General features: G+C 70.3%; 22 protein-coding genes. 10 read left to right on the forward strand and 12 right to left on the reverse strand.

Translation table 11 applies throughout. The features are described from left to right. Positions 1–2 precede the first annotated feature (2 nt). Genes AC1RRF_RS14620 through AC1RRF_RS14640 form a run of 5 tightly spaced genes read left to right on the forward strand, consistent with a single transcriptional unit; the run spans position 3 to position 4,536 of the window. Positions 3–1,124: an acyl-CoA dehydrogenase family protein gene (locus tag AC1RRF_RS14620; RefSeq protein WP_492835790.1), complete on the forward strand. Its 1,122-nt coding sequence runs from the start codon at positions 3–5 to the stop codon at positions 1,122–1,124. Positions 1,125–1,173: 49 nt separating this feature from the next. Further along, a complete protein-coding gene (locus AC1RRF_RS14625) occupies positions 1,174–2,427 on the forward strand; it encodes a hypothetical protein (protein WP_492835792.1) in 1,254 nt (417 codons plus the stop codon). A 36-nt stretch (positions 2,428–2,463) separates the two neighbouring features. Continuing rightward, complete coding sequence (locus AC1RRF_RS14630) at positions 2,464–2,814, forward strand: hypothetical protein (RefSeq protein ID WP_492835794.1); 351 nt, start codon at positions 2,464–2,466, stop codon at positions 2,812–2,814. 25 nt (positions 2,815–2,839) lie between these two features. Next, positions 2,840–4,150 (forward strand): homogentisate 1,2-dioxygenase, encoded by a 1,311-nt coding sequence (gene hmgA, locus AC1RRF_RS14635; RefSeq protein WP_492835796.1) that lies wholly within the window; start codon positions 2,840–2,842, stop codon positions 4,148–4,150. Continuing rightward, complete coding sequence (locus AC1RRF_RS14640) at positions 4,147–4,536, forward strand: hypothetical protein (protein WP_492835798.1); 390 nt, start codon at positions 4,147–4,149, stop codon at positions 4,534–4,536. The genes hmgA and AC1RRF_RS14640 overlap by 4 nt, the downstream gene beginning before the upstream one ends. 78 nt (positions 4,537–4,614) lie before the next feature. On the opposite strand, the gene AC1RRF_RS14645 is transcribed toward AC1RRF_RS14640, so the two are convergent. From AC1RRF_RS14645 to AC1RRF_RS14670, 6 genes are all read right to left on the reverse strand, one after another. Continuing rightward, positions 4,615–4,899, reverse strand: a complete 285-nt coding sequence (locus tag AC1RRF_RS14645) for a hypothetical protein (protein ID WP_492835800.1) — start codon at positions 4,897–4,899, stop codon at positions 4,615–4,617. 80 nt (positions 4,900–4,979) lie between these two features. Further along, a complete protein-coding gene (glk, locus tag AC1RRF_RS14650; protein WP_492835802.1) occupies positions 4,980–5,951 on the reverse strand; it encodes a glucokinase in 972 nt (323 codons plus the stop codon). 51 nt (positions 5,952–6,002) lie between these two features. Further along, a complete protein-coding gene (gene edd, locus AC1RRF_RS14655) occupies positions 6,003–7,895 on the reverse strand; it encodes a phosphogluconate dehydratase (RefSeq protein ID WP_492835804.1) in 1,893 nt (630 codons plus the stop codon). Next, a complete protein-coding gene (pgl, locus tag AC1RRF_RS14660) occupies positions 7,895–8,623 on the reverse strand; it encodes a 6-phosphogluconolactonase (RefSeq protein WP_492835806.1) in 729 nt (242 codons plus the stop codon). The genes edd and pgl overlap by 1 nt, the downstream gene beginning before the upstream one ends. Next, a complete protein-coding gene (gene zwf / locus AC1RRF_RS14665) occupies positions 8,616–10,076 on the reverse strand; it encodes a glucose-6-phosphate dehydrogenase (RefSeq protein ID WP_492835808.1) in 1,461 nt (486 codons plus the stop codon). The genes pgl and zwf overlap by 8 nt, the downstream gene beginning before the upstream one ends. 180 nt (positions 10,077–10,256) lie before the next feature. Continuing rightward, a complete protein-coding gene (locus AC1RRF_RS14670; protein ID WP_492835810.1) occupies positions 10,257–11,132 on the reverse strand; it encodes a hypothetical protein in 876 nt (291 codons plus the stop codon). Positions 11,133–11,255: 123 nt separating this feature from the next. Between AC1RRF_RS14670 and AC1RRF_RS14675 the strand changes: the two genes are divergently transcribed. The 3 genes from AC1RRF_RS14675 (at position 11,256) to AC1RRF_RS14685 (ending at position 15,730) form a co-directional block, all read left to right on the forward strand. Next, entirely contained in the window at positions 11,256–12,464 is a 1,209-nt protein-coding gene (locus AC1RRF_RS14675; RefSeq protein WP_492835812.1) for an NAD(P)/FAD-dependent oxidoreductase, read from the forward strand. A gap of 141 nt (positions 12,465–12,605) precedes the next feature. Next, positions 12,606–14,909, forward strand: a complete 2,304-nt coding sequence (locus AC1RRF_RS14680) for a TonB-dependent receptor (protein ID WP_492835814.1) — start codon at positions 12,606–12,608, stop codon at positions 14,907–14,909. A 143-nt stretch (positions 14,910–15,052) separates the two neighbouring features. Beyond that, positions 15,053–15,730, forward strand: coding sequence for a Fe2+-dependent dioxygenase (locus AC1RRF_RS14685; RefSeq protein WP_492835816.1), 678 nt, complete (start codon positions 15,053–15,055; stop codon positions 15,728–15,730). On the opposite strand, the gene AC1RRF_RS14690 is transcribed toward AC1RRF_RS14685, so the two are convergent. From AC1RRF_RS14690 to AC1RRF_RS14710, 5 genes are read right to left on the reverse strand one after another with little or no spacing between them, the layout of a single operon-like run. Continuing rightward, the gene (locus AC1RRF_RS14690; protein WP_492835818.1) at positions 15,727–17,088 is read right to left on the reverse strand and encodes a sulfite reductase subunit alpha; all 1,362 of its coding nucleotides are present in this window, start codon (positions 17,086–17,088) and stop codon (positions 15,727–15,729) included. The genes AC1RRF_RS14685 and AC1RRF_RS14690 overlap by 4 nt on opposite strands. Beyond that, on the reverse strand, positions 17,085–18,134 hold the full coding sequence (locus AC1RRF_RS14695; protein WP_492835820.1) for an FAD:protein FMN transferase: 1,050 nt from the start codon (positions 18,132–18,134) through the stop codon (positions 17,085–17,087). Before AC1RRF_RS14695 ends, AC1RRF_RS14690 begins: the two co-directional genes overlap by 4 nt. A 50-nt stretch (positions 18,135–18,184) precedes the next feature. Further along, entirely contained in the window at positions 18,185–18,985 is an 801-nt protein-coding gene (locus tag AC1RRF_RS14700; protein ID WP_492835822.1) for a DUF4198 domain-containing protein, read from the reverse strand. Between the two features lie 12 nt (positions 18,986–18,997). Further along, complete coding sequence (locus AC1RRF_RS14705) at positions 18,998–19,519, reverse strand: DUF2271 domain-containing protein (protein ID WP_492835824.1); 522 nt, start codon at positions 19,517–19,519, stop codon at positions 18,998–19,000. A 10-nt stretch (positions 19,520–19,529) separates the two neighbouring features. Beyond that, positions 19,530–20,183: a PepSY-associated TM helix domain-containing protein gene (locus AC1RRF_RS14710; RefSeq protein ID WP_492835826.1), complete on the reverse strand. Its 654-nt coding sequence runs from the start codon at positions 20,181–20,183 to the stop codon at positions 19,530–19,532. Between the two features lie 162 nt (positions 20,184–20,345). On the opposite strand from AC1RRF_RS14710, the gene AC1RRF_RS14715 reads away from it, so the two are divergent. Next, positions 20,346–20,846: a DUF1353 domain-containing protein gene (locus AC1RRF_RS14715; RefSeq protein ID WP_492835828.1), complete on the forward strand. Its 501-nt coding sequence runs from the start codon at positions 20,346–20,348 to the stop codon at positions 20,844–20,846. A 108-nt stretch (positions 20,847–20,954) separates the two neighbouring features. Then, the gene (locus AC1RRF_RS14720; protein ID WP_492835830.1) at positions 20,955–21,551 is read left to right on the forward strand and encodes a DUF1989 domain-containing protein; all 597 of its coding nucleotides are present in this window, start codon (positions 20,955–20,957) and stop codon (positions 21,549–21,551) included. Positions 21,552–21,560: 9 nt separating this feature from the next. On the opposite strand, the gene AC1RRF_RS14725 is transcribed toward AC1RRF_RS14720, so the two are convergent. Further along, positions 21,561–23,582 (reverse strand): TonB-dependent receptor, encoded by a 2,022-nt coding sequence (locus AC1RRF_RS14725; RefSeq protein ID WP_492835832.1) that lies wholly within the window; start codon positions 23,580–23,582, stop codon positions 21,561–21,563. Between the last annotated feature and the right edge of the window lie 40 nt (positions 23,583–23,622).

Below are 23,622 nucleotides of genomic sequence, written 5' to 3' on the forward strand. Positions count from 1 at the left end.
CCATGCCGCTGATCCTGACGGAAGAGCAGACCATGCTGAAGGAGGCCGCCGACGGCTTCCTGAACGAGAACGCGCCCATCGCCCACCTGCGGAAATTGCGGGACAGCCGCGACGCCGACGGGGTGTCGCGCGACCTGTGGAAGGCGTTCGGCGAGATGGGCTTCGCGGGCGTCATCATCCCTGAAGAGCACGGCGGATCGGGCCTGGGCGCGGTCGAGGCCGGGGTCGTGGCCGAGGCGCTGGGGCGGACCCTGACGCCGTCGCCCTTCATGGGTTCGGGCGTGTTGTCGGCCAAGGTGCTGACCGACGGCGGCTCGGCGGGGCAGCAAGGTGAATGGCTGCCGAAGATCGCGGCGGGCGAGGCGATCGTGTCGCTGGCCGTCGACGAGGGCGCCAAGCATGCGCCGTCCAGGATCGCCACGGTGGCCGAGCGGGCGGGCAACGGCTTCAAGCTGAACGGGGCCAAGGGCTTCGTGCTGGACGGCCACGTCGCCGACGCCCTGATCGTGGCGGCGCTGACGGAGAACGGGCTGACGCTCTTCCTGGTCGATCCGAAGACCAAAGGCGTCGAGATTGAGCGCACGGTGATGGTCGACGCGCACAATGCGGCGCGGGTGACCCTGACCGACGTCGAGGTCGACGCGGACGCGGTGATCGGCGCGGTGGACGGGGGCGAGGACCTGCTGGAAAGCGCGCTGAACCTGGGCCGGGCCTGCGCGGCGGCGTCGCTGAACGGGGCGGGCGATCAGGCCTTCCAGGTCACGCTGGAGTATCTGCGCACCCGCCAGCAGTTCGGCAAGCTGATCGGCGAATTCCAGGCGCTGCAGCACCGGGCGGCCCATCTGTACAGCGAGATCGAGATCGCCCGCGCGGCGACGATCGGCGCCCTGCAGGCGCTGGACGCCGGCAAGCCGAACGCGGCCCTGTCCGTGTCCGTGGCCAAGGCCAAGGCGGGCCGGGTCGCCGAACTGGCGGTGCAGGAGGCGGTTCAGATGCACGGCGGCGTCGGCATGACCGACGAGTTCGACGTCGGCCTGTTCATGAAGCGGGTGCGGGTGCTGAACGAGCTGCTGGGCGACGCCGGCTTCCATCAGGAGAAGATGGCGCAGGCGCAGGGGTTCTAAAGACCGTCAAAGCGTAGCAATAAACGGCGGTGTTTCGTTGGAGAGGTTCATGCGCCGTTTGTTGCTGTCCATCGTCCCGGCGCTGCTCGCGGGACCCGCGTTCGCCCAGGCCGATCCAGGTCCGACCGAAACCTTCGCCGAGGCCAGGGCGATCTGCGAGACCGACGGCGGGGCCTTGTGGGGCGTCCCCCTGTGCACGCCGGTCCTGCTGGTCGATCCGGCGACCCGCGCCCTCCATGCGGCGCGACGCGGCGACAGCGACGCCCTGAAGCCGGAGGGAGACCTGTTCGTCGGAACCCTGCCGGACACCGTCAACATCGCCAATACGGCGCTGGACTGGGACGGCGTGCGCTGGGCCATGCTCATCTGGCCCCTGCCTGAGGATCCGACCGAGCGCCGGGCGCTGCTGGCGCATGAAATCTGGCACGGGGTGCAGAGGGACCTGGGTCTGCCGGCGGGATCGCCCACGCCGGAACACCTGTCGACGACCGAGGGCCGGGTGCTGATGCGGCTGGAGTGGCGGGCGCTGGCGGCGGCCTTGCGCGCCGCGGACCCGGCCGCCCGGGATCGGGCCGTCGCGGACGCCCTGGCCTTCCGCGCGGCGCGGCGGGCCCTGACGGCGCAGGCCGGGGATCAGGAGCGGCAGCTGGAGATGAACGAGGGGCTAGCGCAATACACCGGCGTGCGGCTGTCGGGCGGCGATGTCACGGCGGAGGCGCTGAAGGGGCTGGCCCTCGCGGAGCAACAGAACAGCTTCGTGCGCAACTTCGCCTATTTCTCGGGGCCGCCCTACGGCCTGCTGCTGGACGCGGTCGCTCCCGACTGGCGGCGGGGGCTGACCGCCGATGACGATCTGGGCGCCCTGCTGGCGGCGCGGATAGACGCATCGACCGTCGAGGCCTCGGCGGCGGAGGCCCGGTATGACGGCGCCGGGGTCCGGGCCGACGAGGCGCAGCGCGCCGAACGGGCCCGCGCGGCGGCGGCGGCCTGGACGGCGAAGCTGGTGGACGGGCCCCGCCTGACGCTGGCGTTCGAGGACATGAACATCAGCTTCAACCCAAGCACCATCGTGGTGCTGGGCTCGCACGGCGCCGTCTATCCGACGCTGCGGGTGGTCGACAGCTGGGGCGTGCTGGAGGTGACGGACGGGGCGCTGATCGACCCGACCTGGAAACGCGTGAGGGTCGCCGCGCCGACCTCGGCCGATGGGCGGGAGGGGCCGGGCTGGACCCTGCGGCTCAATCCGGACCGGGCGTTGGAGCCGGGAGAGCGTCCCGGGGACTTCCGGCTGCGCGCGCGGTGATGGGTGGTGGGACGCAGGGGTTCTGAAGAGGTGGACATGGGCAAGATGATCGGAGCGTTCGCGATCGTGACGTTGACCGGTTGCGCCAGCGCGCCGCCGGAAGCGGTTCAGGACTCGCGTCCGAGGGCCATCGTCGAATGCGTCACGCGGCCCAATCCGCAGCGCGATCGGCCCTTTGAACGGTGCAAGTTGATATCGGTCAGCCCGGACACCCCGGACGCCCGCCGCCTGGCGGAAGACATGCTGGAGACGCGTCCCGCGGACGCGCGTCGTTCGTCCTCGGAGGCGCTGATCGGCGGGCAGACCCTGCGGTTCAGTGTGCGCTTGGGTCCGGGAGAGGCGGTCGAAGAGACGACGACGGGTGACGGACCCGACGCGCCCCGCTAAACCTCCCGCAAGGGAGAGCCACACCATGACGCGAGCCAACGCGCCCCAAAGAAACGCTCCAGAGTACCTGACCGGCTTCGGCAATCATTTCGCGACCGAGGCCGTGCCCGGGGCGCTGCCGGAGGGACGGAACTCGCCGCAGAAGACGCCGATGGGGCTGTACGCCGAGCAGCTGTCGGGGACGGCCTTCACCGCGCCGCGCAGCGAGAATCGCCGCAGCTGGCTGTACCGCCTGCGGCCGTCGGCCCAGCATCCCGCGTACAAGCCGTTCAGCCAGGGCAGGGTGCGGTCGGGGCCGTTCCATGAGGCGCCGCCGTCGCCCAACCGGATGCGCTGGGACCCGCTGCCGATCCCGGGCGAGCCGACCGACTGGGTCGAGGGGCTGGTGACCTACGGCGGGACCGGGGACGCGGAGGCGCAGACCGGCGTGGGCATCCACCTGTACGCCGCCAACCGCTCGATGACGGACCGGGTCTTCTACTGCGCCGACGGCGAACTGCTGATCGTGCCCCAGCAGGGCGAGCAGGTCTTCGTCACCGAGATGGGCCGCATCGACGCCCGGCCCGGCGAGATCGTGGTCATCCCGCGCGGCGTGCGGTTCCGGGTCGAAGTCTCCGGGCCGGTGCGCGGCTATGTGTGCGAGAACTACGGCGCGGCCTTCCGTCTGCCGGACTTGGGGCCGATCGGCTCGAACGGCCTGGCCAATCCGCGCGATTTCGAGACGCCGGCGGCGTGGTTCGAGGACGTGGATCGTCCGACCGAATGCGTGCAGAAATTCGCCGGACGACTGTACGTCACCCTGTTCGATCACAGCCCGCTGGATGTGGTCGCCTGGCACGGTAACAACGCGCCCTACAAGTACGACACGGCGAAGTTCAACACGATCGGGACGGTCAGCTTCGACCACCCGGATCCTTCGATCTTCACGGTGCTGACCAGTCCGTCGGACACGCCGGGGACGGCCAACGCCGACTTCGTGATCTTCCCGCCGCGCTGGATGGTGGCCGAGGCGACCTTCCGTCCGCCGTGGTTCCACCGGAACGTCATGAGCGAGTTCATGGGGCTGGTCACCGGCGAGTATGACGCCAAGGAGGGCGGCTTCGCCCCCGGCGGAGCGAGCCTGCACAACTGCATGAGCGGCCACGGGCCGGATCAGGCCAGCTATGACAAGGCGGTCGCGGCGGACCTGAAGCCGGTGAAGATCGAGAACACCCTGGCCTTCATGTTCGAGACGCGCATGCCCATCCGCACCACGGAATGGGCGCAAACCAGTCCGACGATGCAGCTCGACTACGACGACGTCTGGACCGGATTCACCAAGGGAGCCGTGGAATGAAACGACTGATGATCGCCGTGGCGGCCCTGCTCGCCGCCGCCTGCCAGCCGATGCCGGCCTCGGAGGGCTCCGCGACGGCGGCGCCGCAACAGTCCCAGGTCAGCGCCGCGGGCAGCACCGACGCGGCCCTGTGCGCCTCGCAAGGGGGCAAGATGCTGCCGCAGGGCCGGATGCAGAGCGTGCGCTGCGTGCTGAGCTATTCCGACGCCGGCAAGCGTTGCACCGACGGCGCCGACTGCCAGGGCGATTGCCGGATCGGCGACGTGTCCACCCCGCCGGACGCGGGCGTCAATGCGGTGGGCCAGTGCACCGCCGACAGCAACCGTTTCGGCTGCTACACCACGGTCACCGGCGGCAAGGCCGAAGCCACCATCTGCGTCGACTGAGGCGCTGAACATCGCGCAAGCAAAAGGCCCCGTCGCGAGAGCGGCGGGGCCTTCTTCGTTCGTCCGGAGACGAAGCGCTTAGTGCGCCGGAGCGGGGGCCGGCGGGGCGGTCATTTCGCCCGAGGGGGTGGTGCTGGGGGTGTTCGAGGTGGTCATGCCGCCGTCGGCGTTGCCCGCCTGTTGCTCGATACGGTCGGCTTCGGTGTTGAGGGCCTTTTCCTGGGCCTCGTTCGGGGTCGCGGCGGCCTGGGCCTCCAGCGCGTCGGCCTGGGTTTCGGCGGCCTTGTCGGCGGCGCTTTCCCCGCAGGCGGCGAGACCCACGACGGCGAAGGCGGCGACGGCGGCGATGGTGAACTTACGCATTGAACTAACTCCCTGTGTTCGGGGAGGTAAACGTCGTCGGGTCCGGAAGGTTCACGCGGCCGTGATCCTTCCGTGACGGATCAGGCGGCGAAGGCGACCCGCGCGGCGCCCAGAAGGGCGGCGTGCTTGTGCAGGATCACATGGGTCGGGATGGCCGCCATATAGTCCTGGAACCGGCCCTTGCGCTCGAACCGCTCACGGAACGGACTGGCCTTCAGGAAGGGCAGGATGCGCGGGGCGATGCCGCCGGCGATATAGATTCCGCCGCGGGCGCCGGTGGTCAGGGCGATGTCGCCGGCCACGGCGCCCAGGATGGCGCAGAAGCGGGCCAGGGTGGCGCCGCACTGGCTGCGCGGATCCTCCAACGCCTCGGCGGTGATCTGGGCCGGATCGTCGATATGGGTCTCGCGTCCGTCGATCTCGGCCAGGGCGCGGTGCATGTTCAGCAGGCCGGGGCCGCAGATCAGGCGTTCGATGGAGACCCGGTCATAGCGGCGGCGCAGGATGCGCAGGATCTCGTCCTCGACCGGATCACCGGGGGCGAAACAGGCGTGGCCGCCCTCGGACGGCATGGCGATCTCATTGCCATGCTGATCCCGGACCAGGGCCGAGACGCCGAAGCCGGTGCCCGGCCCGAGCACGGCGATGGCGGAGTGGGGCGCGCCCTCTTCCGGACCGCCCAGCGAGGCCAGCTCGGCCTGCGGCACGACGGGCGCACCCCAGGCCAGGGCCTCGAAATCGTTGATCAGGCGCACCGGCTCCAGACCCAGAGAACCCAGTTCCGTCTCAGAAACCCGCCACGGCGAATTGGTCAGGTCGATCTCGCCGTCGGTGACCGCGCCGGCCACGGCGATGACGCCGCCGGTCGGCTTGACCTCGCAACCGTCGATGAAGGCCTTCACGCCTTCCAGGAAGGTCGGATAGGTCTCGGCCGGGAAGCTTTCATGATGCTCGAGCACCGGCTTGCCCTCGATCATGTGGGCGATGGCGAAGCGGGCGTTGGTGCCGCCGACGTCTCCGACGAGCAGGGTGCGGTCCCAGTTCACGGTCATGAGCGCTGTCCTTGAATCCCTTGCCGCGCGGCGGCTTGTTCTTGATTGGCGTCAGGCATCGACGGCGCGGTCGACAATGTTCGGATCGGGCGGGGTATCGACGTTGACCGGACTACCGGTCGGCGTCGTGAAGCAGACCGAAGCCCCCTCCTCGGCGGTCGAGACGGTCTGGCGGAAGACGCTGAACAACTCGCGGCCGTAGCCCCAGGCCGAGCCGGTGGCGTGGGCCTGGGTGCGGTGGGCGGCGGGGCGTTCGCGCAGGCCCGCGACGCCGATGGTGGTCAGCACCCCGGCCTCGGCGTCCAGCCGGATGATGTCGCCGTCCTTCACGTGGGCCAGGGGGCCGCCGGCGAGGGCTTCGGGCGAGACGTGGATGGCGGCGGGGGTCTTGCCCGAGGCGCCGGACATGCGGCCGTCGGTGACGAAGGCGACCTTGAAGCCCTTGTCCTGGAGCACGCTGAGGGCGGGAGACAGGCTGTGCAGCTCGGGCATGCCGTTGGCCTTGGGGCCCTGGAAGCGCAGGACCACGACGACGTCGCGGTTCAGCTTGCCGTCCTTGAAGGCCTGCAGCGCCTCTTCCTGCGACTCGAAGACGGCGGCGGGGGCCTCGACGATGCGGTTCTCGGGCTTGACCGCCGAGACCTTGATGACGGCCCGACCCAGGTCGCCCTGGACGAGGCGTAGGCCGCCGTCCTTTTGGAACGGATCGGAGGCGGGACGCAGGATGTCGCGGTCCAGGCTTTCGCTGACGCCGTCGCGCCAGACCAGTTCGCCGTCGACCAGCGAGGGCTCCTGGAAATAGTGCTGGATGCCGTCGCCCATGACGGTGGTGACGTCCGAGTGGATGTTGCCGGCCTGGGCCAGTTCGCGGGTGACGAAGGCGACGCCGCCGGCGGCCTGGAAGGCGTTCACGTCGGCCGAGCCGTTGGGGTAGACGCGGGCCAGCAGGGGGGTGGCGGACGACAGCTGGTCCATGTCGGTCCAGTCGATCAGCACGCCCGCGGCGCGCGCCATGGCGACCAGGTGGATGGCGTGGTTGGTCGAGCCGCCGGTGGCCAGCAGGGCGACGATCATGTTGACGACCGACTTCTCGCTGATGACGTCGGCCATGCGGCCCCGACCGGTGCGGGCCAGCTCGACCGCGCGCTTGGCGGCGGCCGCCGTCAGGGCGTCGCGCAGGCCGGTCTCGGGGTGGACGAAGGCGGTGGAGGGCAGGTGCAGGCCGCCCAGCTCCATCATCATCTGGTTGGAGTTGGCGGTGCCGTAGAAGGTGCAGGTGCCGGGCGAATGGTAGCTGCCGATCTCGCTTTCCAGCAGGGTCTGACGGTCGACCTGGTTCTGGGCGTAGAGGGCGCGGACGCGGGCCTTTTCGGCGTTGGGAATGCCCGAGGGCATGGGCCCGGCGGGGGCGAAGACGACCGGCAGGTGGCCGAAGGCCAGGGCGCCGATGAACAGGCCCGGGACGATCTTGTCGCAGACGCCCAGCATCATGGCGGCGTCGAAGGCGTCGTGGGTCAGGGCGACGCCGGTGGACATGGCGATGACGTCGCGGCTGAACAGCGACAGCTCCATGCCCGGACGGCCCTGGGTGACGCCGTCGCACATGGCGGGCGTGCCCCCGGCGACCTGGGCGGTGGCGTTCACCTCGCGCACGGCGGCGCGGATGATCTCGGGGAAGCGCTCGAACGGCTGATGGGCCGAGAGCATGTCGTTGTAGGCGGTGACCACGCCGACGTTGGGCTGGGCGCCCGACATGGCGTTCAGCTTGTCCTTCACGGGCGCGCCGGCGAAGGCGTGGGCCCAGTTGGCGCAGCTGAGCTTGGCGCGGCCGACGCCGCTGTCGCGGGCGGAGTCCATGCGGCGCAGGTAGTCGGCGCGGGTCGCGCGAGAGCGCTCGGTGATGCGGGCGGTGACCTGGGCCACGACGGGATGAAGTTTGGGCATCAGACCTTCTCCGTCCACAGGACTTCCAGCGGGACGTTCGCGGCGATCAGGGCGGCGATGGGCTGGATCGCCGGGTCGCCCGCGGCCTCGCGCTCGAACACCGCGCGCTTCTGCTTGCCGGTCAGGGCCAGGACCACGCGGCGGGCCTGCATCAGATAAGGCAGGTTGATCGACAGGCGTTCCAGGCTGGGGGCCATGCCGTCGCGGCCGTGAGGCACGCCCAGGACGGTCGGCGCCAGGGTGGGCGTGAGCAGGGTCTTCAGCGTCGGGCTTTGCGGGAACATGGAGCAGATATGGCCATCCTCCCCCATGCCGAGAAGGACGGCGTCGAGGCGGCGGCCATCCAGTTCAGCGGACAGATTGTGAGCGGCGATGGCGGCGGCGCGATCGACGGTGACCTCTGACCGGTAGAGGGGCAGGAACTCGGCGCCCCGGGCGTCGCCGGTGATGAGGGTTCGCTTGATCAGGGCGGCGTTCGAGTCCGGCGAGGTCTCGGGCACGTAACGCTCGTCCACCAGGGTGACGAAGGTGTGCTGCCAGTCCTCAAAGGACCGCATCGCCGCCAGACGGCGGTAGATGGGCTCTGGTGTCGAGCCGCCGGCGCCCGCGAACACCGCCCAGCCATTCTGGGCCGGATCCTTGAGGCCTTCGGTGAGCGCGGCGGAAAGACTTGCGGCGCAGGCGTGGGCCCAGTCGTCGGCGAAGGGGATGATCTGAATCTCAGGCATCCGACGAATTCCATTCCCGGCCGGTGCGGGCCATCAGCATGTCGGCGTCCGCGGGACCCCAGGTTCCGGCGACATATTCCTGGGGCTTGATGCCGCCGTCGGCCCAGGCCTCGGAGACCTCGTCGACCCATTTCCAGGCCTGCTCGGCCTCGTCGCGGCGGACGAACAGGGTCGAGTCGCCGTGGAGCGCATCCAGCAGCAGGCGTTCGTAGGCGATGCGGCGGCGCGGCGGCTTGTCGCCCTTTCCGCCGACGCCCCACGACAGGCTCATCTTGATCGGCTGCAGCTGCATGCGCTGGTCGAGGCCGGGCTTCTTGTTCATCACCGTCAGGGAGATGTCTTCCTCGGGCTGCAGCTCGATGACCATGCGGTTGGCCTGGACCTCGCCGCGGTCGTCGCGGTCGAAGATGGAGTGCGGCAGCGGCTTGAACTGGATGACGATCTCGGTGCGCTTCTCGGGCAGGCGCTTGCCGGTGCGCATGAAGAAGGGGACGCCCGCCCAGCGCCAGTTGTCGATGTCGGCGCGGATGGCGACGAAGGTCTCGGTGTCGGACGGCTGGCCGCGTTCCTCGTCATAGCCCTTGGCCGGCTTGCCCTCGCTGGTCCCCGCCACGTACTGGCCGCGCACGGTGACGCGCTCGGCCTCCTCATGGGTGATGGGGCGCAGGGAGCGGAGGACCTTGACCTTCTCGTTGCGGACCGAGTCCGGATCGAGGTCGGACGGCGGCTCCATGGCCACCAGGCACAGCAGCTGCAGCATGTGGTTCTGCAGCATGTCCCGCAGGGCGCCGTACTCGTCGTAATAGGGCCAGCGGTCGCCGACGCCGACGGTCTCGCCGATGGTGATCTGGACGTGGTCGATCGACAGGTTGTTCCACAGCGGCTCGAACACCGTGTTGCCGAAGCGCAGGGCGATCAGGTTCTGGACCGTCTCCTTGCCCAGGTAGTGATCGATGCGGAACACTTGGTCCTCGCGGAAGGCTTGGCCGACCGCGTCATCGATTTCGCGGAAACTCCTGAGGTCGCGGCCGACCGGCTTTTCCAACACCACGCGGCAGTTCCGTTCGGCCAGCCCCGCCACCTTCATGGCGGTGACGATGCGGGCGTAGAGGGAGGGGGAGACCGCCAGGAAGGACGTGATTTCGCCGTCGCCGGCCTTGTCCTTGAGCGGCTTCAGGCTCTCGGCGCTGGTGGCGTCGACCGGCAGATAGTCGAGGCGGGCCTCCATGCGGGACCAGGCGGCTTCGGACCAGGCGTCGTCGGCCCGGGCCTTGCCCTCGACCGAGGCGCGGACCTTTTCGACATACTCGTCGCGGCTCTCGTCCGAGCGGGCGGCGCCGATGATCTTCAGATCGTCGGGCAGCAGGCCGTCATGCTCGAGGAAATAGAGCGAAGGCAGAAGCATCCGCATGGCGAGGTCGCCGCCGCCGCCGAACAGCACCAGGGCCGCCATTCGTGCTCCTTCACTTGTTGAACCCTTCGGGATGAAGGGTCTTTGGCCGCTTCCGCCCGCCTAGCCAACAGTGGCGCGGCGCGCTGAAACACCATGTGACGGCCAAGGTGGAAAAGCGAAACGGGCGCCGGGTCAATCCCCCGGCGCCCGCAGCGGTTCCGATTGGCGAAGGGGAACGCCCTACGGCACTTCGGTGATCAGCAGGGTGGCGGGCTGGTTGCCGCCGCCGTAGGTGCCGACCCAGATGTCGTAGGTGCCGGAGGCGGGCTTGGCGAAATAGACCTGGGCGTTGGTGCCGCCGCCCGAGTCATCGTCGCAATACCATTGGCCGTCGGGGCCGTTGACCACCAGGGTGGTGTCCGTATTGGCCTCGGTGCGGATGGCCAGCGGCAGCGAGCCGGCGGTGTAGGTGATCTCGTAGTCCGGCGCCGTGGCGATCGAGCCCTGGCAGGACGAGGACACGTCCGAGGCCGAGAGGGCGCCGCCGGCGGTCAGGCTGACGCGGTGCGGATCGGGGGTGAAGCCCGAGTTCAGGCTGACTTCGCCGAAGGTCGCGGTCAGGGTGGTGTCGGGAGAACCGCCGCCGCCCGCGCGGTCGCCGGCCAGCTCGGTGATGTTCAGGGTCGCCGAGGCCGTGCCGCCGCCGAAGGTGCCGACCCAGATGTCATAGGTCCCCGAGCGCGGGCTGTTGAAGGTCACCTGCGGGTTGGTGCCGCCGTTGGAATCGTCGTCGCAGTACCACTGGCCGTCGGGGCCGTTGACCACCAGCGTCGTGTCCGACGACGAGACCGCGTAGATGTACAGCGGCAGCGAGCCGGACGTGTAGGTCAGCTGATAGTCGGGGGCGCGGGCGATCGAGCCGCGGCAGGGCGAGCCGATGGTCGCGGCGTCGATCGAGCCGCCGGCGGTCAGGCTGACCGTGTGCGGATCGGGGGTGAAGCCCGACTCCAGGACGATGTCGCCGAAGGTCGACTTGGCGGACGGATCCTGAGCATGCGCGGCGGGCGCGACCAGCAGCAGCGCAGCCGTGGCGGCGATGAGAGACCGGATCAGCATTCTTTATCCCTCGGGGAATAGTTTGAACGAACGACGTTTGCACGGCAGGACCTGTCCAGCAAGGCGACGGCCTGTGCAGGGAGACTCTTGGCGTAAGGGTTCAGATCGCACTACTTGCGAAACATGACAAAGGTTCTGATCATCGGCGCGGGTCACGCGGGCGGCACGGCGGCGGCGCTGTTGCGCCAGTACGGCCACGAAGGTCCCATCGTGCTGGCGGGCGAAGAGCCTGCGCCGCCCTATCAGCGGCCGCCGTTGTCAAAGGCCTGGCTGAAGGGCGAGGCCGATCTGGAGGCGCTGCTGCTGCGCCCCGAGAGCTTCTACGCCGAGCAGGATATCGAACTGCGCACCGGGGCGACCGCGACGGCGATCGATCCGGCGGGCAAGACCGTGGCCTTCGCGGACGGAACGGTCGAGGCCTATGACGCCCTGATCCTGGCCACCGGGTCGACGGCGCGGCGGCTGGCCCTGCCGGGCGCCGAGCGGCCGGACCTGCTGGAGTTGCGCACCCTGGCCGACGCCGAGCGGCTGAAGGCGGCGCTGGGACCGGGCCGGAAGCTGGCGGTCGTGGGCGGCGGTTATGTGGGGCTGGAAGCGGCGGCCTCGGCCCGGGCGCTGGGCGCCGACGCCGTGGTCATCGAGCGGATGGACTGGGTCCTGGCGCGCGTCGCCTCGCATACGCTGTCCGAATTCTTCACCGGCTATCATCGCAAGCATGGCGTCGAGATCCTGACCTCGGCCGAGGTGACCGGGTTCGAGGAGGCGGGCGTGCGGCTGGCGGACGGGCGGCTGATCGAGGCCGACGCCGTGCTGGTCGGCGTCGGCGCCCTGGCGCGCGAGGGACTGGCGCGGACGGCCGGGCTGCACTGCCTGAACGGGGTGGTGGTGGACGGCGAGGCGCGGACCTCGGACCCGGCGATCTGGGCCGTCGGCGACGTGACCTACCGGCCCGTGCCCGTGCACGGCGGGGCGATGCACCGGCTGGAGAGCGTGCCCAACGCGCTGGAGCAGGCCAAGCAGGCGGCCTCGGCCATCGTCGGCCGCGCCGCGCCGACGCCCGAGGTCCCGTGGTTCTGGTCCGACCAGTATGACCTGAAGCTGCAGATCGCCGGCCTGCCGGACGGGGCGGACCGTCAGGTGGTGCGCGGCGACGTGGAGGCGGGCGCCTTCGCCGTCTTCCATCTGGCCGGAGACCGCATCGTCTGCGTGGAGGCCGTCAACGCGCCGGCCGAGTTCATGGCCGGGCGGATGATGATCGGCAAGGCGACGCCGGTGGACGCGAACCGGCTGGCGGACCTGTCGGTGTCGATGAAGGCGGTGGCGGTGGGCTGACGGCCAAGCTTTCATCCAGGCGGGGACGGGGCGAAACAGGGGCCATAATTCTGCGAGTGTGTCGCAAAAGCGGTTGCGGCGTCCGGTAAAGGTGATATTGCGAGCCGCTCGCAGATACCTTCCTCCCCGGAACCGACTCCCATGACCCAACGCGCCGATGCGCTCCGCTCGCTCCTGTTCGCTTCCAGCGCCGCCGGCATGCTGCTGGCCGCCGCGCCCGCCGTGGCCGGCGATCCGGATACCGCCGCCGATCCGCAGCAACAGGACGCCACCACCCTGGGGACGGTGACCGTCACCGGCCAGCATGTCCGCCGCGAGCCGACGTCGCCGGAGTTCGTCGCTCCCTTGGTCGACACGCCGCGCGCGGTGACCATCATTCCACAGCAGATCATCGAACAGACCGCCGCGACCTCGCTGCAGGACATCCTGCGCACCTCGCCGGGCATCACCTTCGGCGCCGGTGAAGGCGGCCAGCCGCTGGCCGACCGTCCGTTCATCCGCGGCCAGTCCTCGGGCAACAACATCTTCGTCGACGGCATCCGCGACTCGGGCGGCCAGCAGCGCGAGGTCTTCAACCTGGAGCAGGTCGAGGTCGTGAAGGGACCGGATTCGGTCTATTCGGGCCGCGGCTCGGGCGGCGGCAGCATCAACCTCGGCTCCAAGGCCCCACGCCTGCAGGACTTCACGCATTACGGGCTGGGCGTCGGCACCGACGGCTATCTGCGCGGGACGATCGACCAGAACTGGAACCTGGGCGGGACCGCCGCCCTGCGTCTGAACCTGATGGGCGCCGAGGGCGACGTGCCGGGGCGTGACTCGGTCGACTATGACAAGTGGGGTCTGGGCCTGTCGCTGGCGGCCGGCCTGGGCACGCCGACCACGGCGACCATGAGCTACTACCATCTGGAATCGAACCAGATGCCCGACTACGGCATCCCGCTGTTCACCAAGATCAACAACCGCACGACCGACAGCGGCGTGCTGGATGTGCCATACGACAGCTTCTACGGCCTGCAGTCGCGCGACTACCTGACCAATACGGTCGACACCTTCACCTTCGATGTGAAGCACCGCTTCGGCGACCACGCCGAACTGCGCAACGTGACCCGCGTGTCGCGTACGCTGAACGACTATGTCGTCACCAACCCCGGCGACGGCGGCAGCATCACCTCGACGCCTCCGGGCGTGGCCCTGATCGGCGGCGTCTACTGGATGAAGCGGGGGACCAAGTCGCGCTGGAACCCGAACGACACGATCGCCAACGTCACCGACCTGCACGGTCGGATCACCACGGGCGGCGTGCGTCACAGCTACGACATCGGCCTGGAACTGGCGCGCGAGAAGAACCGCAACGCCTCCTACACCGTCACGACGATCAGCGGTTCGGCCTGCCCGGCGCCCCTGACCGGCTTCGACTGCACCCCGCTGTACGATCCCAATCCGAGCGATCCCTGGACCGGCACGATCTCGCGCGGTCTGATCAGCACCAACACCACCGACACCGTGGGCCTGTACGCCCTGGACTCGATCGAGATCGGCGACCGCTTCATCGTCAACCTGGGCGTCCGCTACGACGACTATTCGGTCGAGGGGATCAACGCCACGGGCACCGTGGCCGCGCCGATCTACACGCCGGTCGCCGCGGACTGGGATTTCGTCAACTATCAGGTCGGCCTAGTCTACAAACCCAGCGCCAACTCGAGCGTCTACGTCTCCTACGCCACCTCCTCCACCCCGCCGCTGATCGCCGCGGGCGACCAGAACACGGGTGGCAACGGCACGGGTTCGGGCACGCTGACCAGCGTCCTGGATCCGGAAGAGACCGCCAGCTGGGAGATCGGCGCCAAGGCCAACCTGTTCGGCGACCGCCTGGCCCTGTCGGCCGCGGCCTTCCACCTGACCCGCGAGAACGCCCAGATCCTGGTCGGTCCGGGCCCGAACGACTTCCAGCAAGCCGGCGAGGTCGAGGTGCGGGGGATCGAGCTGGGCGTGTCCGGCAACATCACCCGCGAATGGCAGGTGTTCGGCGGCTATAGCTGGATGGACTCCGAACTGGTGAAGGGCGCGGTGACGATCGTCGGCGGCCTGCCGGTTCCCAACCCCTTCGAGGGCCAGCCGCTGGCCAACACGCCGGAACACTCGTTCAGCCTGTTCAGCACCTATCGGGTGACCCCGAAGCTGAGCCTGGGCGGGGGCGTCTACTATGTGTCCAAGAGCTTCGGCGGCAACCAGGGCGGAGCGGGCGGCGGCGCCAACCGCGTCTATGCGCCGGAGTACACCCGGGTGGACCTGTTCGCCTCGTACGACATCAACGACACCGCCTCGCTGCAGCTGAACGTCCAGAACGCGGGCGACGAGGAATACATCATCCGCACCAACGGCGTGCACCACGCCGATGTGGCGCCGGCCCGTCAGGCGATCCTGACGCTGAACCTGCGCTACTGAGGTCGCTGAATCTGCGCGGCGGGCTATTTCGGCCCGTAGGTCCGTTCGCGTAGAACCCGGGGGTTCAGGTTGGTCTTCCCTGATGGCCTGACCCCCCGGGTCTTTCCGTGTCCGGATCTCCGGCGCGACCAAGGAGGCGGCGCATGCTGCTGCATATTCCAGAGGTGTTCTCCAAGGCGGAGGCGGCCAGCCTGCGCGCGACGCTGGACGCCGGTCCGTGGGCCGACGGCAACGTCACCTCGGGCCATCAGTCGGCCACCGCCAAGGTCAACCGCCAGCTTCCCGAGGACTCGCCCCAGGCGCGCGAGGTCGGGGCGCTGGTGCTGCAGGCGCTGAACGCCAATCCGATGTTCGTGTCGGCCGCCCTGCCGCACACGATCTTTCCGCCGCTGTTCAACCGCTACGAGGGCGGCGAGCATTTCGGCGTGCATGTCGACAACGCCATCCGCCAGCGGGGCGGCGTGCGCATCCGCAGCGACCTGTCCTGCACCCTCTTCCTGTCCGAACCCGACGAATACGACGGCGGCGAGCTGATCATCGAGGAGATGTACGGGCCGCAGTCGGTGAAGCTGTCGGCGGGGGACCTGGTCCTGTACCCGTCCAAGAGCCTGCATCGGGTCACGCCGGTCACGCGCGGGGCCCGGGTGGCCAGCTTCTTCTGGCTGCAAAGCCTGGTTCGCGACGACGCCGACCGCGAGACCCTGTTCCGGATGGACGTGGCGATCCAGCGGGTCAATGCCGAGAAGGGACCCAAGGACCCTGCGGTGCTGGAGCTGACGGCGGTCTATCACAACCTGCTGCGGCGATGGGCCGAGGTCTAGTAGACGTCCCGGCGATAGCGCCCGGTCTCGGTCAGATCGCGCAGGGCGTCGGCGCCGACCACGGCTTCCAGCGCCTCGTGGACGCCCTTGGACATGCCTTCGAGGCTGCCGCAGACCATGATCGTCGCGCCGCGGGACAGCCAGTCCTTCAGCGTCTCCGCCTGCTCGGCGACCACGGCCTGCACATAGCGGCCGTCACCCGCGTCGCGTGAGAAGACGCGGTCCAGCCGGGTCAGCAGGCCCGAGGCCTGCATCGCCTGAAGCTCGTCATCCAGGAAGGCGTCGTGGGCGCGGGTGCGCTCGCCGAACATCAGCCAGGCGCCGCCGTGCGGCTGTCCCTCGCGGGCCTTCAGATGGGCGCGCAGGCCGGCCAGGCCGGTGCCGTTGCCGATCAGGATCAGGGGCGTCGCGGCGTCGGGACCGTGGAAGCTGCGGTTGGTGCGGATGCGCATGCCGACCTCGGCGCCGGGGGCGAGGTCGCGGGTCAGCCAGCCGGAGGCCAGGCCGGGCGTGCCGTCCGGGCGGGCCATGCGGCGGACGATGAACTCGGCGCGGCCGGTCGAGGACAGGGAGGCGACGGAGTATTCGCGGCTGCCCTGGGCGGGGTCGGGCAGGCCGATCTCGGCGATGTCGCCGGCGGCCCATGACGGCGTGTGGTCGATCGGCTCGAAGGTCAGCAGGCAAGCCTCGCCGCCGGGACTGCCGGGATTGAGCAGGCGACGCTCGGCCAGACGCCAGCGGTCATAGGCGGGCGGGGTCCAGTCGGCCTGGACCGCCGAGCCGGTGATCAGGCCCAGCTGGTGCTGCCAGTGGCGGATGGCGCCGGTGTCGCCGTTGTCGACCTCGACATGGTCGAACAGGGGCTCGGCGCCCGAGCGCCGCAGCCAGCCGTCCAGCGCCCGGCCGAAGCCGCAGTAGTCGGCATAGGTGTGGTCGCCCAGCGCCAGCAGGCCGTAGGACAGGCCCTGCAGGTCGGCGGGGGCCTTCATGGTCTGGCGCACGAAGCGGGACAGGCTGTCGGGCGGATCGCCCTCGCCGGTGGTAGAGGCGACGACCAGCAGGCGTCCGGCGGCCTTCAGCTCGGCGGGCTCGAGATCGCCGAGCAGGGCGACCCGCGCCGGGGTGCCGGCGTCGGACAGGCTCTTGGCCGTCATCCACGCCAATTCCTCGGCGAGGCCGGTCTGGCTGGCGAAGGCGACGAGGACGGCGTCGACCCCAGCGGGCGGGGCGAGGGCGGCGGCCTTGCGGGCGGCGGCGCGCCTGGCCAGCGCCCGGCTGACGACGACCCAGAGGACGCTCAGCAGCCACAGGCCGACGGCCACGGCCGCCCATGTCAGACGCCCGGGATCGGTGGTCACGCGCCCTCGTCCAACATGGCGGCGAAGGCGGGGGTGACGATCTCCGTGGAGCCGTCGTAGCCGCGCACGACGAAGGCGGCGGCGATCTTCATCGCGGTGGCGAAGGCGGGCCCTTCGGTCGGGCCCATGACGGTCAGGGCCGTGGCCATGGCGTCGGCGTACATCGCCGTTTCGGCCAGGACGGTGACGGAGGCGACGCCGTTCTCGACCGGCTGGCCGGTGCGGCCGTCGATGGTGTGGCTGTAGACCCGGCCATAGGATTCGAAGCTGCGGATCCAGTCGCCGGAGGTCGCGACGGCGAGATCGAACAGGGCCGCGACGGTGCGCGGGCCGGGGGCGTCCGGTCCCTGCTGCAGCTCGACCCACCACGGATGGCCGTCGGGCTTGACGCCCCGGCCGCGCAGTTCGCCGCCGATCTCGACCAGGTGATGGGCGGCGCCCAGCGCGGCCAGGCGGTCGGAGACGCGGTCGACGGCATGGCCCTTGGCGATGCCGGACAGGTCCAGCTTCAGCCCGCCGATCTGCTGCACGGCGCGCTGGTCGCGGTTGAGCCGCAGGCGGCCCCAGCCGGACAAGGCCAGGGCGGCGGCGATGTCTTCCTCGTACGGGGTGGTCGGACCGGTGCCGAAGGCGTTCAGCGGGCGCGGGCCGGGCGGGCCGAAGCCCCACAGATTGACCAGGGCGCCCAGCGTCGGGTCGACGGCGCCGTCAGTGTCATCGGCGATGTCCATGGCCTGGTTGAGCAGCAGCCAGAAGGGCTCGGACACCGCCCAGAACCCTTCGGGCGCGGCGTTGAACCGGGCCAGCTCGGAACGGGGGTCCCAGTGGCTGAACAGGCTGACGATGCGGGCCAGTTCGTCGTCGATGGCGGACTGGAAGGTCGCCCGCTCGGCGCCCTCGGGCGGGATCAAGCGGACGGACCAGTCGGTTCCCATGCTCGCGCCCGCGAAGTCCCAGATCAGGGTCGAGGGCGGGCGGACCGGCGTCTGGCCGTGGGTCGGGATGAGGACCCGGTTGTCCGGACGCGGCGCAGCGTCGCCGCCCACGATGACCGTGGGCGGCGCGCTTTGGCTGGAGAGAGGGCCTCCGGGCCGGGTCAGGGCAGGACTTCCACGACGCCGTTGTACTGGGCGTTATAGGCCAGCTGCTGGCCTTGGGCGGGCGTGCGGACCGAGGCGTTGACCCAGTACATGCCCGGCTCGGGCCAGGTGACGGTGAAGGCGCCGTCGGCCCCGGTGCGGACCGTGATCTCTTCCGGATTGTCGCGGTAGCGGGTGCCGCCGCGGGCGATGGTGACTTCCAGGTCGGCGGCCGGCTGGCCGTCGCGGACCAGCTTGAAGGTCGCGGCCTCGCCGGCGACCAGGTCGTTCGGGTGGGTCACCGGGACCAGTTCGATGCCCTGGCCGGTCGGGGCCAGCGCCGTGGTCGAGGTCGCGCCGAGGGTGACGAAGGTCTCGATGCGGCTGTTGTTGCGGGTGGCAACGACTTCGGTGGCGTCGGCCGGAATGTTGGCGGCCATCTCGGCCTCGGTCCCGCGCCAGCGCTTCTGCTCGCCGCCCTGCTTGTAGCTGACGATGACGCCGCCCATCACGTTGGCGACGCGGTAGGTGCCCTGCTGGGTCAGGTGCAGGTCGAAGGTCGAACGGTAGCGGGCGCGGCCCATGTTCTCGGGGGCGACGGTCGAGCCGTCCGGCGCGGTGATCACCAGGCCGGCCAGGTTCATGGCGGCGTGGTCGGGGATGAAGACCCCGTTCGACATGCCGGCGTCGAAGCCGACCCAGGCATCGGTTCCCGACAGGCTGGTCGAGGTCGGGGCCAGCCAGGCGCGGTGGGCCTGGGCGGACATCGGCAGGGCGAGGGCGGCGAGGGCCGCAATGATGGCGATGGACTTCTTCATGGCGGACTTCCTCTAGCGGGTGACGGCGACGCTGACGGCGCCCAGTTCGGTGCGCCCGGTTCCCTGGGCGGTATTGGCGCGGCCCCAGACGAAGGGCACGCGGACGACTTCACGGCCGCCCAGCTCGCGGGCCGCCTCGACGACGATCGAATAGTTGCCGGCGGGCAGGTCGCGCAGGCGGGCGGCGGGGATGCTGACGGTGTGACGGCCCGGGGCCTTGGTGGCGCTGGAGACGCCGTCGGCGGGCAGGGTCATGCCGCGGCCCAGACCGCGCCACCAGGTGCGCATGTCCTTGAGCCAGTCCTTGCCCTCGGCGACGTTGGAGACCTCGTACCAGACGGCCAGGGTGCGCACCGGCGTGGCGGCGGCTTCGCCGGCGCCCGCGCGCTCGATCCACAGCGCGACATAGGGGCGGTGATAGGCGGCGCCGGTCTGCTGCGGCACGGTCACCGTGACGTTCAGGTCGGCGGCCATGGCGGGAGCCGCGATGGCCCCGAGGGCGGCGGAGGCGGCGGCGAGGGTCAGGGGACGCATGTCGGACTCGTCAGTGAATGAAGATCAGGGCGATGATGACGGGGATCAGCAGACCCAGACCCAGCAGGGGCCAGGTCGAGGGGCGCTGCTTCGCATGCATCCAGGTCAGGGCGAAGCCGGTGACGGCGAAGACGATGCAGGCGGCGGCGAAGACGTCGATGAACCAGAACCACACCTTGCCGGTGTTGCGGCCCTTGTGCAGGTCGTTGAGGTAGGCGATCGGGCCACGCGTCGTGCGCTCGCGCGCGGCCTCGCCGGTGGCGCGGTCGATGGTCAGCCAGCCGTCGCCGCCGGGCTCGGTCAGGGCGACGTAGACCTCTTCCGGCGTGGTCTCGGTGGGACGGCCCGCGATGGAGACCTTGAAGTGGTCCGAGGCCCAGCGCGCGACATAGTCGGGGGCGGGATCGGTGGTCTCCTGCGGGAAGGCCGACAGCCGCTCCAGCAGGGGCGCGGGCAGGGTTCCGGTCGTCTCCACGGTGGAGACCTGGCCCGGGATCGAGGCCGCGTGATTCAGGGTGATGCCGGTGACGGCGAACAGCATCAGCCCGATCAGGCTGACGGCCGCCGAGATCCAGTGCCACTGATGCAATTGCTTCAGCCAGAACGACCTTGCGGCGTTCAGGGCCTTCTTCGGCTTCGGAGCTGTCGCGGCGGCGTCGGTCACGCCCGGCTTGTGCCGAACTTGAGAACCGTTTGCAAGATGGAGCGCATGCGACCTTTGGGAGCGCTTTCCGTGGGTCGAGGAACGCCGATCTCCATCAGCGGTTGATCTCGCCGCTGCTTTGGATTGAATCAGGGCGACGGGAACGGAACGCGGGAGGCGGCCTTGACCAATTGGACGGATCGTTTCGGCGGGAAGCTGGTGCTGGTCCTGCTCGACAACAAATTCAGTCCGTCGATCAAGAAGGGGCGCAGCCTCTGGGGGCTGCAGCGGGACCTCACCTACAGGACCGGGGACGGAGACGACCTGATCACCGCGCCCGCCGGCTTCGTGACCGACCTCACCTCCATACCGCGCTGGGGCTGGATCCTGCTGCCGCCCGACGGCCCCTGGGTGAAGGCGGCGATCGTCCATGACTTCCTCTACGCCACCTCGGGCACGGGAGAGTGGAAGCGCCGCCGGGACGGGCGGACCCGCGCCGAACCCTACGACCGGGCCGAAGCCGACGGCGTCTTCAGGGAGGCGCTGGAGAACCGCGGCGTCGATCCCGTGCGCCGCTTCATCATCTGGGCCGCCGTCCGGGTGGGTGGAGCCAAGGGGTGGGGAACGGACGATTCGCGCCAGCCGGTCTCGGCGGCCGACGAGGCCTTCGTCCTGGACCGATAGCGGCGGCGACCGCGTCGCGCTGAGGCCATGCGTCGCACGGCCTGCAGAGGCTCTGGTCACTGAATCCTCAAAGCCTAGGGTCCGGCCGTCCGAGTTCAGGAGGCGCGTGTGCAAAGTTCGGGGCGTTTGATCATTCCGGCCCAATCCGGGCGCGGGTTTCGGTTGCGGAAGGGACAGCAGGCCCGCGTGATTGATCCGCAGGGCCAGCAGGTCGCGGACCTGTGGGCCGTGGCCGACCTGGACGGCGAGCCGGACTGGCTCAGCGTTTCCTGCACCCGCGACTTCACGGAACGTCTGTTCCCCCAGATCGGCGAGAGCTTCTTCAGCGGGAAGGGGCAGCCGCTTCTGACGCTGGTGGAGGACAATTCGCCCGGCCCGCACGACATGCTGTTCCCGGCCTGCAACGCGGCGCTCTACGACCAGTTCGGCCGGCCCGGCCATCCGAACTGCCGGGACAATTTTGCAAGCGCTCTTCACGCGGCCGGGGTCGTCGCAGCCTTCACCCCCGAGCCGGTGAACCTGTTCCAGAATTCTCCGCCGCAGCCTGACGGCCGGCTGCAGGTGCTGGCGTCGCGCAATCCGCCCGGCGGCAACGTCGTTCTGCGGGCCGAGACGGACCTGCTGGTGATCCTGACCGCCTGCTCGGTCGACTTCCATCCCACGAACGGGGGGACATGCACCGAGATCGTGGTCGAGATCGAATGATCGACCGGTTCAGCGCGTGAACCGCACGCCCACGGCCAGGGCGCGCGGCGGGCCGTAGCCGGCGATCCCGGTTCCGGTTTCGGACACCTCGATCTCCGCATCGAACAGGTTGGCGGCGCTGATCCATAGGACGGCGGAGTCGTTCAGGCTCCAGTCGGCGCGCAGGTCGGCGGTTCCGCCGGCGTCCAGGACCCGGCTGTTGAGGTCGTCCTCGAACCGGTCGCTCTCCCAGCGCAGGTCGGCGGCGAGGGTCAGACGATCGGTGGCCCGCCAGTCCACCCCGGCGACGGCGCTGAAGCGCGGGGCCTGGGCGGGGCGTAGGCCGGTCAGCTGGGCCGCGGCGGACCCGCCGTCGACCTCGGCGTCGGTTAGCGACAGGGCGGCGCGGAGGCTGAGGGCATCGGTCAGGGTCAGGCGGCTGTCGAGCTCGATCCCCGTCGCGTCGATGGTCCCGGCGTTCTGGCGCTGGCGCAGGACGCCGCCCGCGGGGACGAAGCCCGCGCGCGGGAAGGTGGCCGGGCCGGTCCCGATGGTGACGTTGACGATGGCCTGGTCCAGCCGGGTCCAGAAGGCGGTGGCGGTCAGGGACGCCCGGTCGCCGGTCCAGCTCCAGCCCGCCTCGACGCCGCTGAGGGTCTCGGGCTCGAGCGCGGCGTTGGCTTCGGTCAGGTCATTGCCGACGCGGAACGGGCGGTGCAGTTCGTTCAGGGTGGCGGGACGGAAGCCGTTGTAGGCGGCCAGCCGCAGCGCCTGCCCGGCGCCGATGTCGCGCCGGACGCCGAGGCGGGCGCTGATCACCTCGCCGGAGCGGTCGGGGTCGGTCTCGTCCAGGGTCGGCAGGCCGGTGGCCAGATCCCGCTCGATGCGATGGCCGTCGGCGTTCTCCCAGCGGTCGGCGCGCAGGCCACCGGCGACCAGCCAGGGGCCATGGGTCCACGATCCCTCGGCGTAGAGGCCCATCACTGAGGTCTCGCCGCCGGCGATGCGGTCGCGGGTGAACTGGCCGCCCATGTAGCGGAAGCGCTCGTGCGTCTCGCCCTCGGCGAAGCGGGCGTCGGCGCCCAGCTCCCACTCCAGCCGGGCGACGCCGCTGACCACGACCCGGCGCAGGGCGGCGTTGACGCCCCATCCGGTGGCGGGGGTTTCGTACTGGTCATTGGCGGGGGTGGTGGTGGCGCGGTCGGCGGCGACGGCGACCGAGGTGTTGGCCAGGTCGCTTTCGCGGCGCCAGGCCTGCAGCCGCCAACCGGGGCGGTCGGCGGAGGGCTGGACGGCGGCGGTGGCGGACAGGGCGTTTCCGCTGGCGGTCGACCGGGCGCCCGCGAGGCCGGACCCGCGATCCTCCTCGAAGGCGGAGGCGCGCAGGGAGACGGTGGCCGGACCGACGGGAAGGTCGGCGCGGAGCGACCCGCTGCGGACCTCCAGATCCAGCGGCGTGTCGGCGGCGCCCGCCGCCGCGCCGCGCACCGGGACGTAGCCGTCGCTGGTCTCGTACAGGCCCGAGGCGACGAGGCGGACGGGACCGGCGTTCGTGGCGCCGGAGGCCGACAGGCGCGCGCCGCCGCGCTCGGCCAGCGAGGCGTCGACCGTCCAGCCCGTATCGCGCTCGCGCAGCTGGATGACGCCGGTCAGGGCGCCCGCGCCGTAGGGACCGGCCCCGGCGCCGCGCACGATGTCGAGCCCGGCCAGGCTCTCGGTCGGAACCTGGGACCAGATCACCCAGCCGCCGAAGGGATCGTTCAGCGGCGCGCCGTCCAGGGTCACCAGCGTCCGGCCCGCGCCGGAGGGAGCGATGGCGCGCAGGCTGATGCCCTGCGTGGTCGGATTGGCCGCGAGGCTGGAGGTGCGGCGGAACAGGGAGACGGCGGGAACGCTCGCCAGCGCCTCGTCCAGCCGTTGTTCGGCGCGCAGGTCGCGATCGTCCAGGCGAATGACGGCGAAGGCGGCTTCGCCCGCCGCCGGGGGCAGGCGCGCCCCGGTGACGACGACTTCGGGAAGGTCGGTGGGCGGGGGCGGGGGAATCTGCAGCATGAAGCGCTACAATACGCGGGCGGCGTCCGGGTTGCGCCCC

It is taken from the genome of Brevundimonas sp. GW821-FHT12C05, from assembly GCF_058807475.1.

What these genes read in the sequence shown, in the direction of transcription:
- AC1RRF_RS14685 (WP_492835816.1), top strand. Translation starts at nt 15,053, where the DNA reads ATGCTGCTGCATATTCCAGAGGTGTTCTCCAAGGCGGAGGCGGCCAGC.
- zwf (WP_492835808.1), bottom strand. Translation starts at nt 10,076, where the DNA reads ATGGCGGCCCTGGTGCTGTTCGGCGGCGGCGGCGACCTCGCCATGCGG.
- hmgA (WP_492835796.1), top strand. Translation starts at nt 2,840, where the DNA reads ATGACGCGAGCCAACGCGCCCCAAAGAAACGCTCCAGAGTACCTGACC.
- AC1RRF_RS14725 (WP_492835832.1), bottom strand. Translation starts at nt 23,582, where the DNA reads ATGCTGCAGATTCCCCCGCCCCCGCCCACCGACCTTCCCGAAGTCGTC.
- AC1RRF_RS14625 (WP_492835792.1), top strand. Translation starts at nt 1,174, where the DNA reads ATGCGCCGTTTGTTGCTGTCCATCGTCCCGGCGCTGCTCGCGGGACCC.
- AC1RRF_RS14705 (WP_492835824.1), bottom strand. Translation starts at nt 19,519, where the DNA reads ATGCGTCCCCTGACCCTCGCCGCCGCCTCCGCCGCCCTCGGGGCCATC.
- AC1RRF_RS14620 (WP_492835790.1), top strand. Translation starts at nt 3, where the DNA reads ATGCCGCTGATCCTGACGGAAGAGCAGACCATGCTGAAGGAGGCCGCC.
- AC1RRF_RS14680 (WP_492835814.1), top strand. Translation starts at nt 12,606, where the DNA reads ATGACCCAACGCGCCGATGCGCTCCGCTCGCTCCTGTTCGCTTCCAGC.
- AC1RRF_RS14630 (WP_492835794.1), top strand. Translation starts at nt 2,464, where the DNA reads ATGGGCAAGATGATCGGAGCGTTCGCGATCGTGACGTTGACCGGTTGC.
- AC1RRF_RS14700 (WP_492835822.1), bottom strand. Translation starts at nt 18,985, where the DNA reads ATGAAGAAGTCCATCGCCATCATTGCGGCCCTCGCCGCCCTCGCCCTG.
- AC1RRF_RS14675 (WP_492835812.1), top strand. Translation starts at nt 11,256, where the DNA reads ATGACAAAGGTTCTGATCATCGGCGCGGGTCACGCGGGCGGCACGGCG.
- AC1RRF_RS14670 (WP_492835810.1), bottom strand. Translation starts at nt 11,132, where the DNA reads ATGCTGATCCGGTCTCTCATCGCCGCCACGGCTGCGCTGCTGCTGGTC.
- AC1RRF_RS14640 (WP_492835798.1), top strand. Translation starts at nt 4,147, where the DNA reads ATGAAACGACTGATGATCGCCGTGGCGGCCCTGCTCGCCGCCGCCTGC.
- glk (WP_492835802.1), bottom strand. Translation starts at nt 5,951, where the DNA reads ATGACCGTGAACTGGGACCGCACCCTGCTCGTCGGAGACGTCGGCGGC.
- AC1RRF_RS14645 (WP_492835800.1), bottom strand. Translation starts at nt 4,899, where the DNA reads ATGCGTAAGTTCACCATCGCCGCCGTCGCCGCCTTCGCCGTCGTGGGT.
- pgl (WP_492835806.1), bottom strand. Translation starts at nt 8,623, where the DNA reads ATGCCTGAGATTCAGATCATCCCCTTCGCCGACGACTGGGCCCACGCC.
- edd (WP_492835804.1), bottom strand. Translation starts at nt 7,895, where the DNA reads ATGCCCAAACTTCATCCCGTCGTGGCCCAGGTCACCGCCCGCATCACC.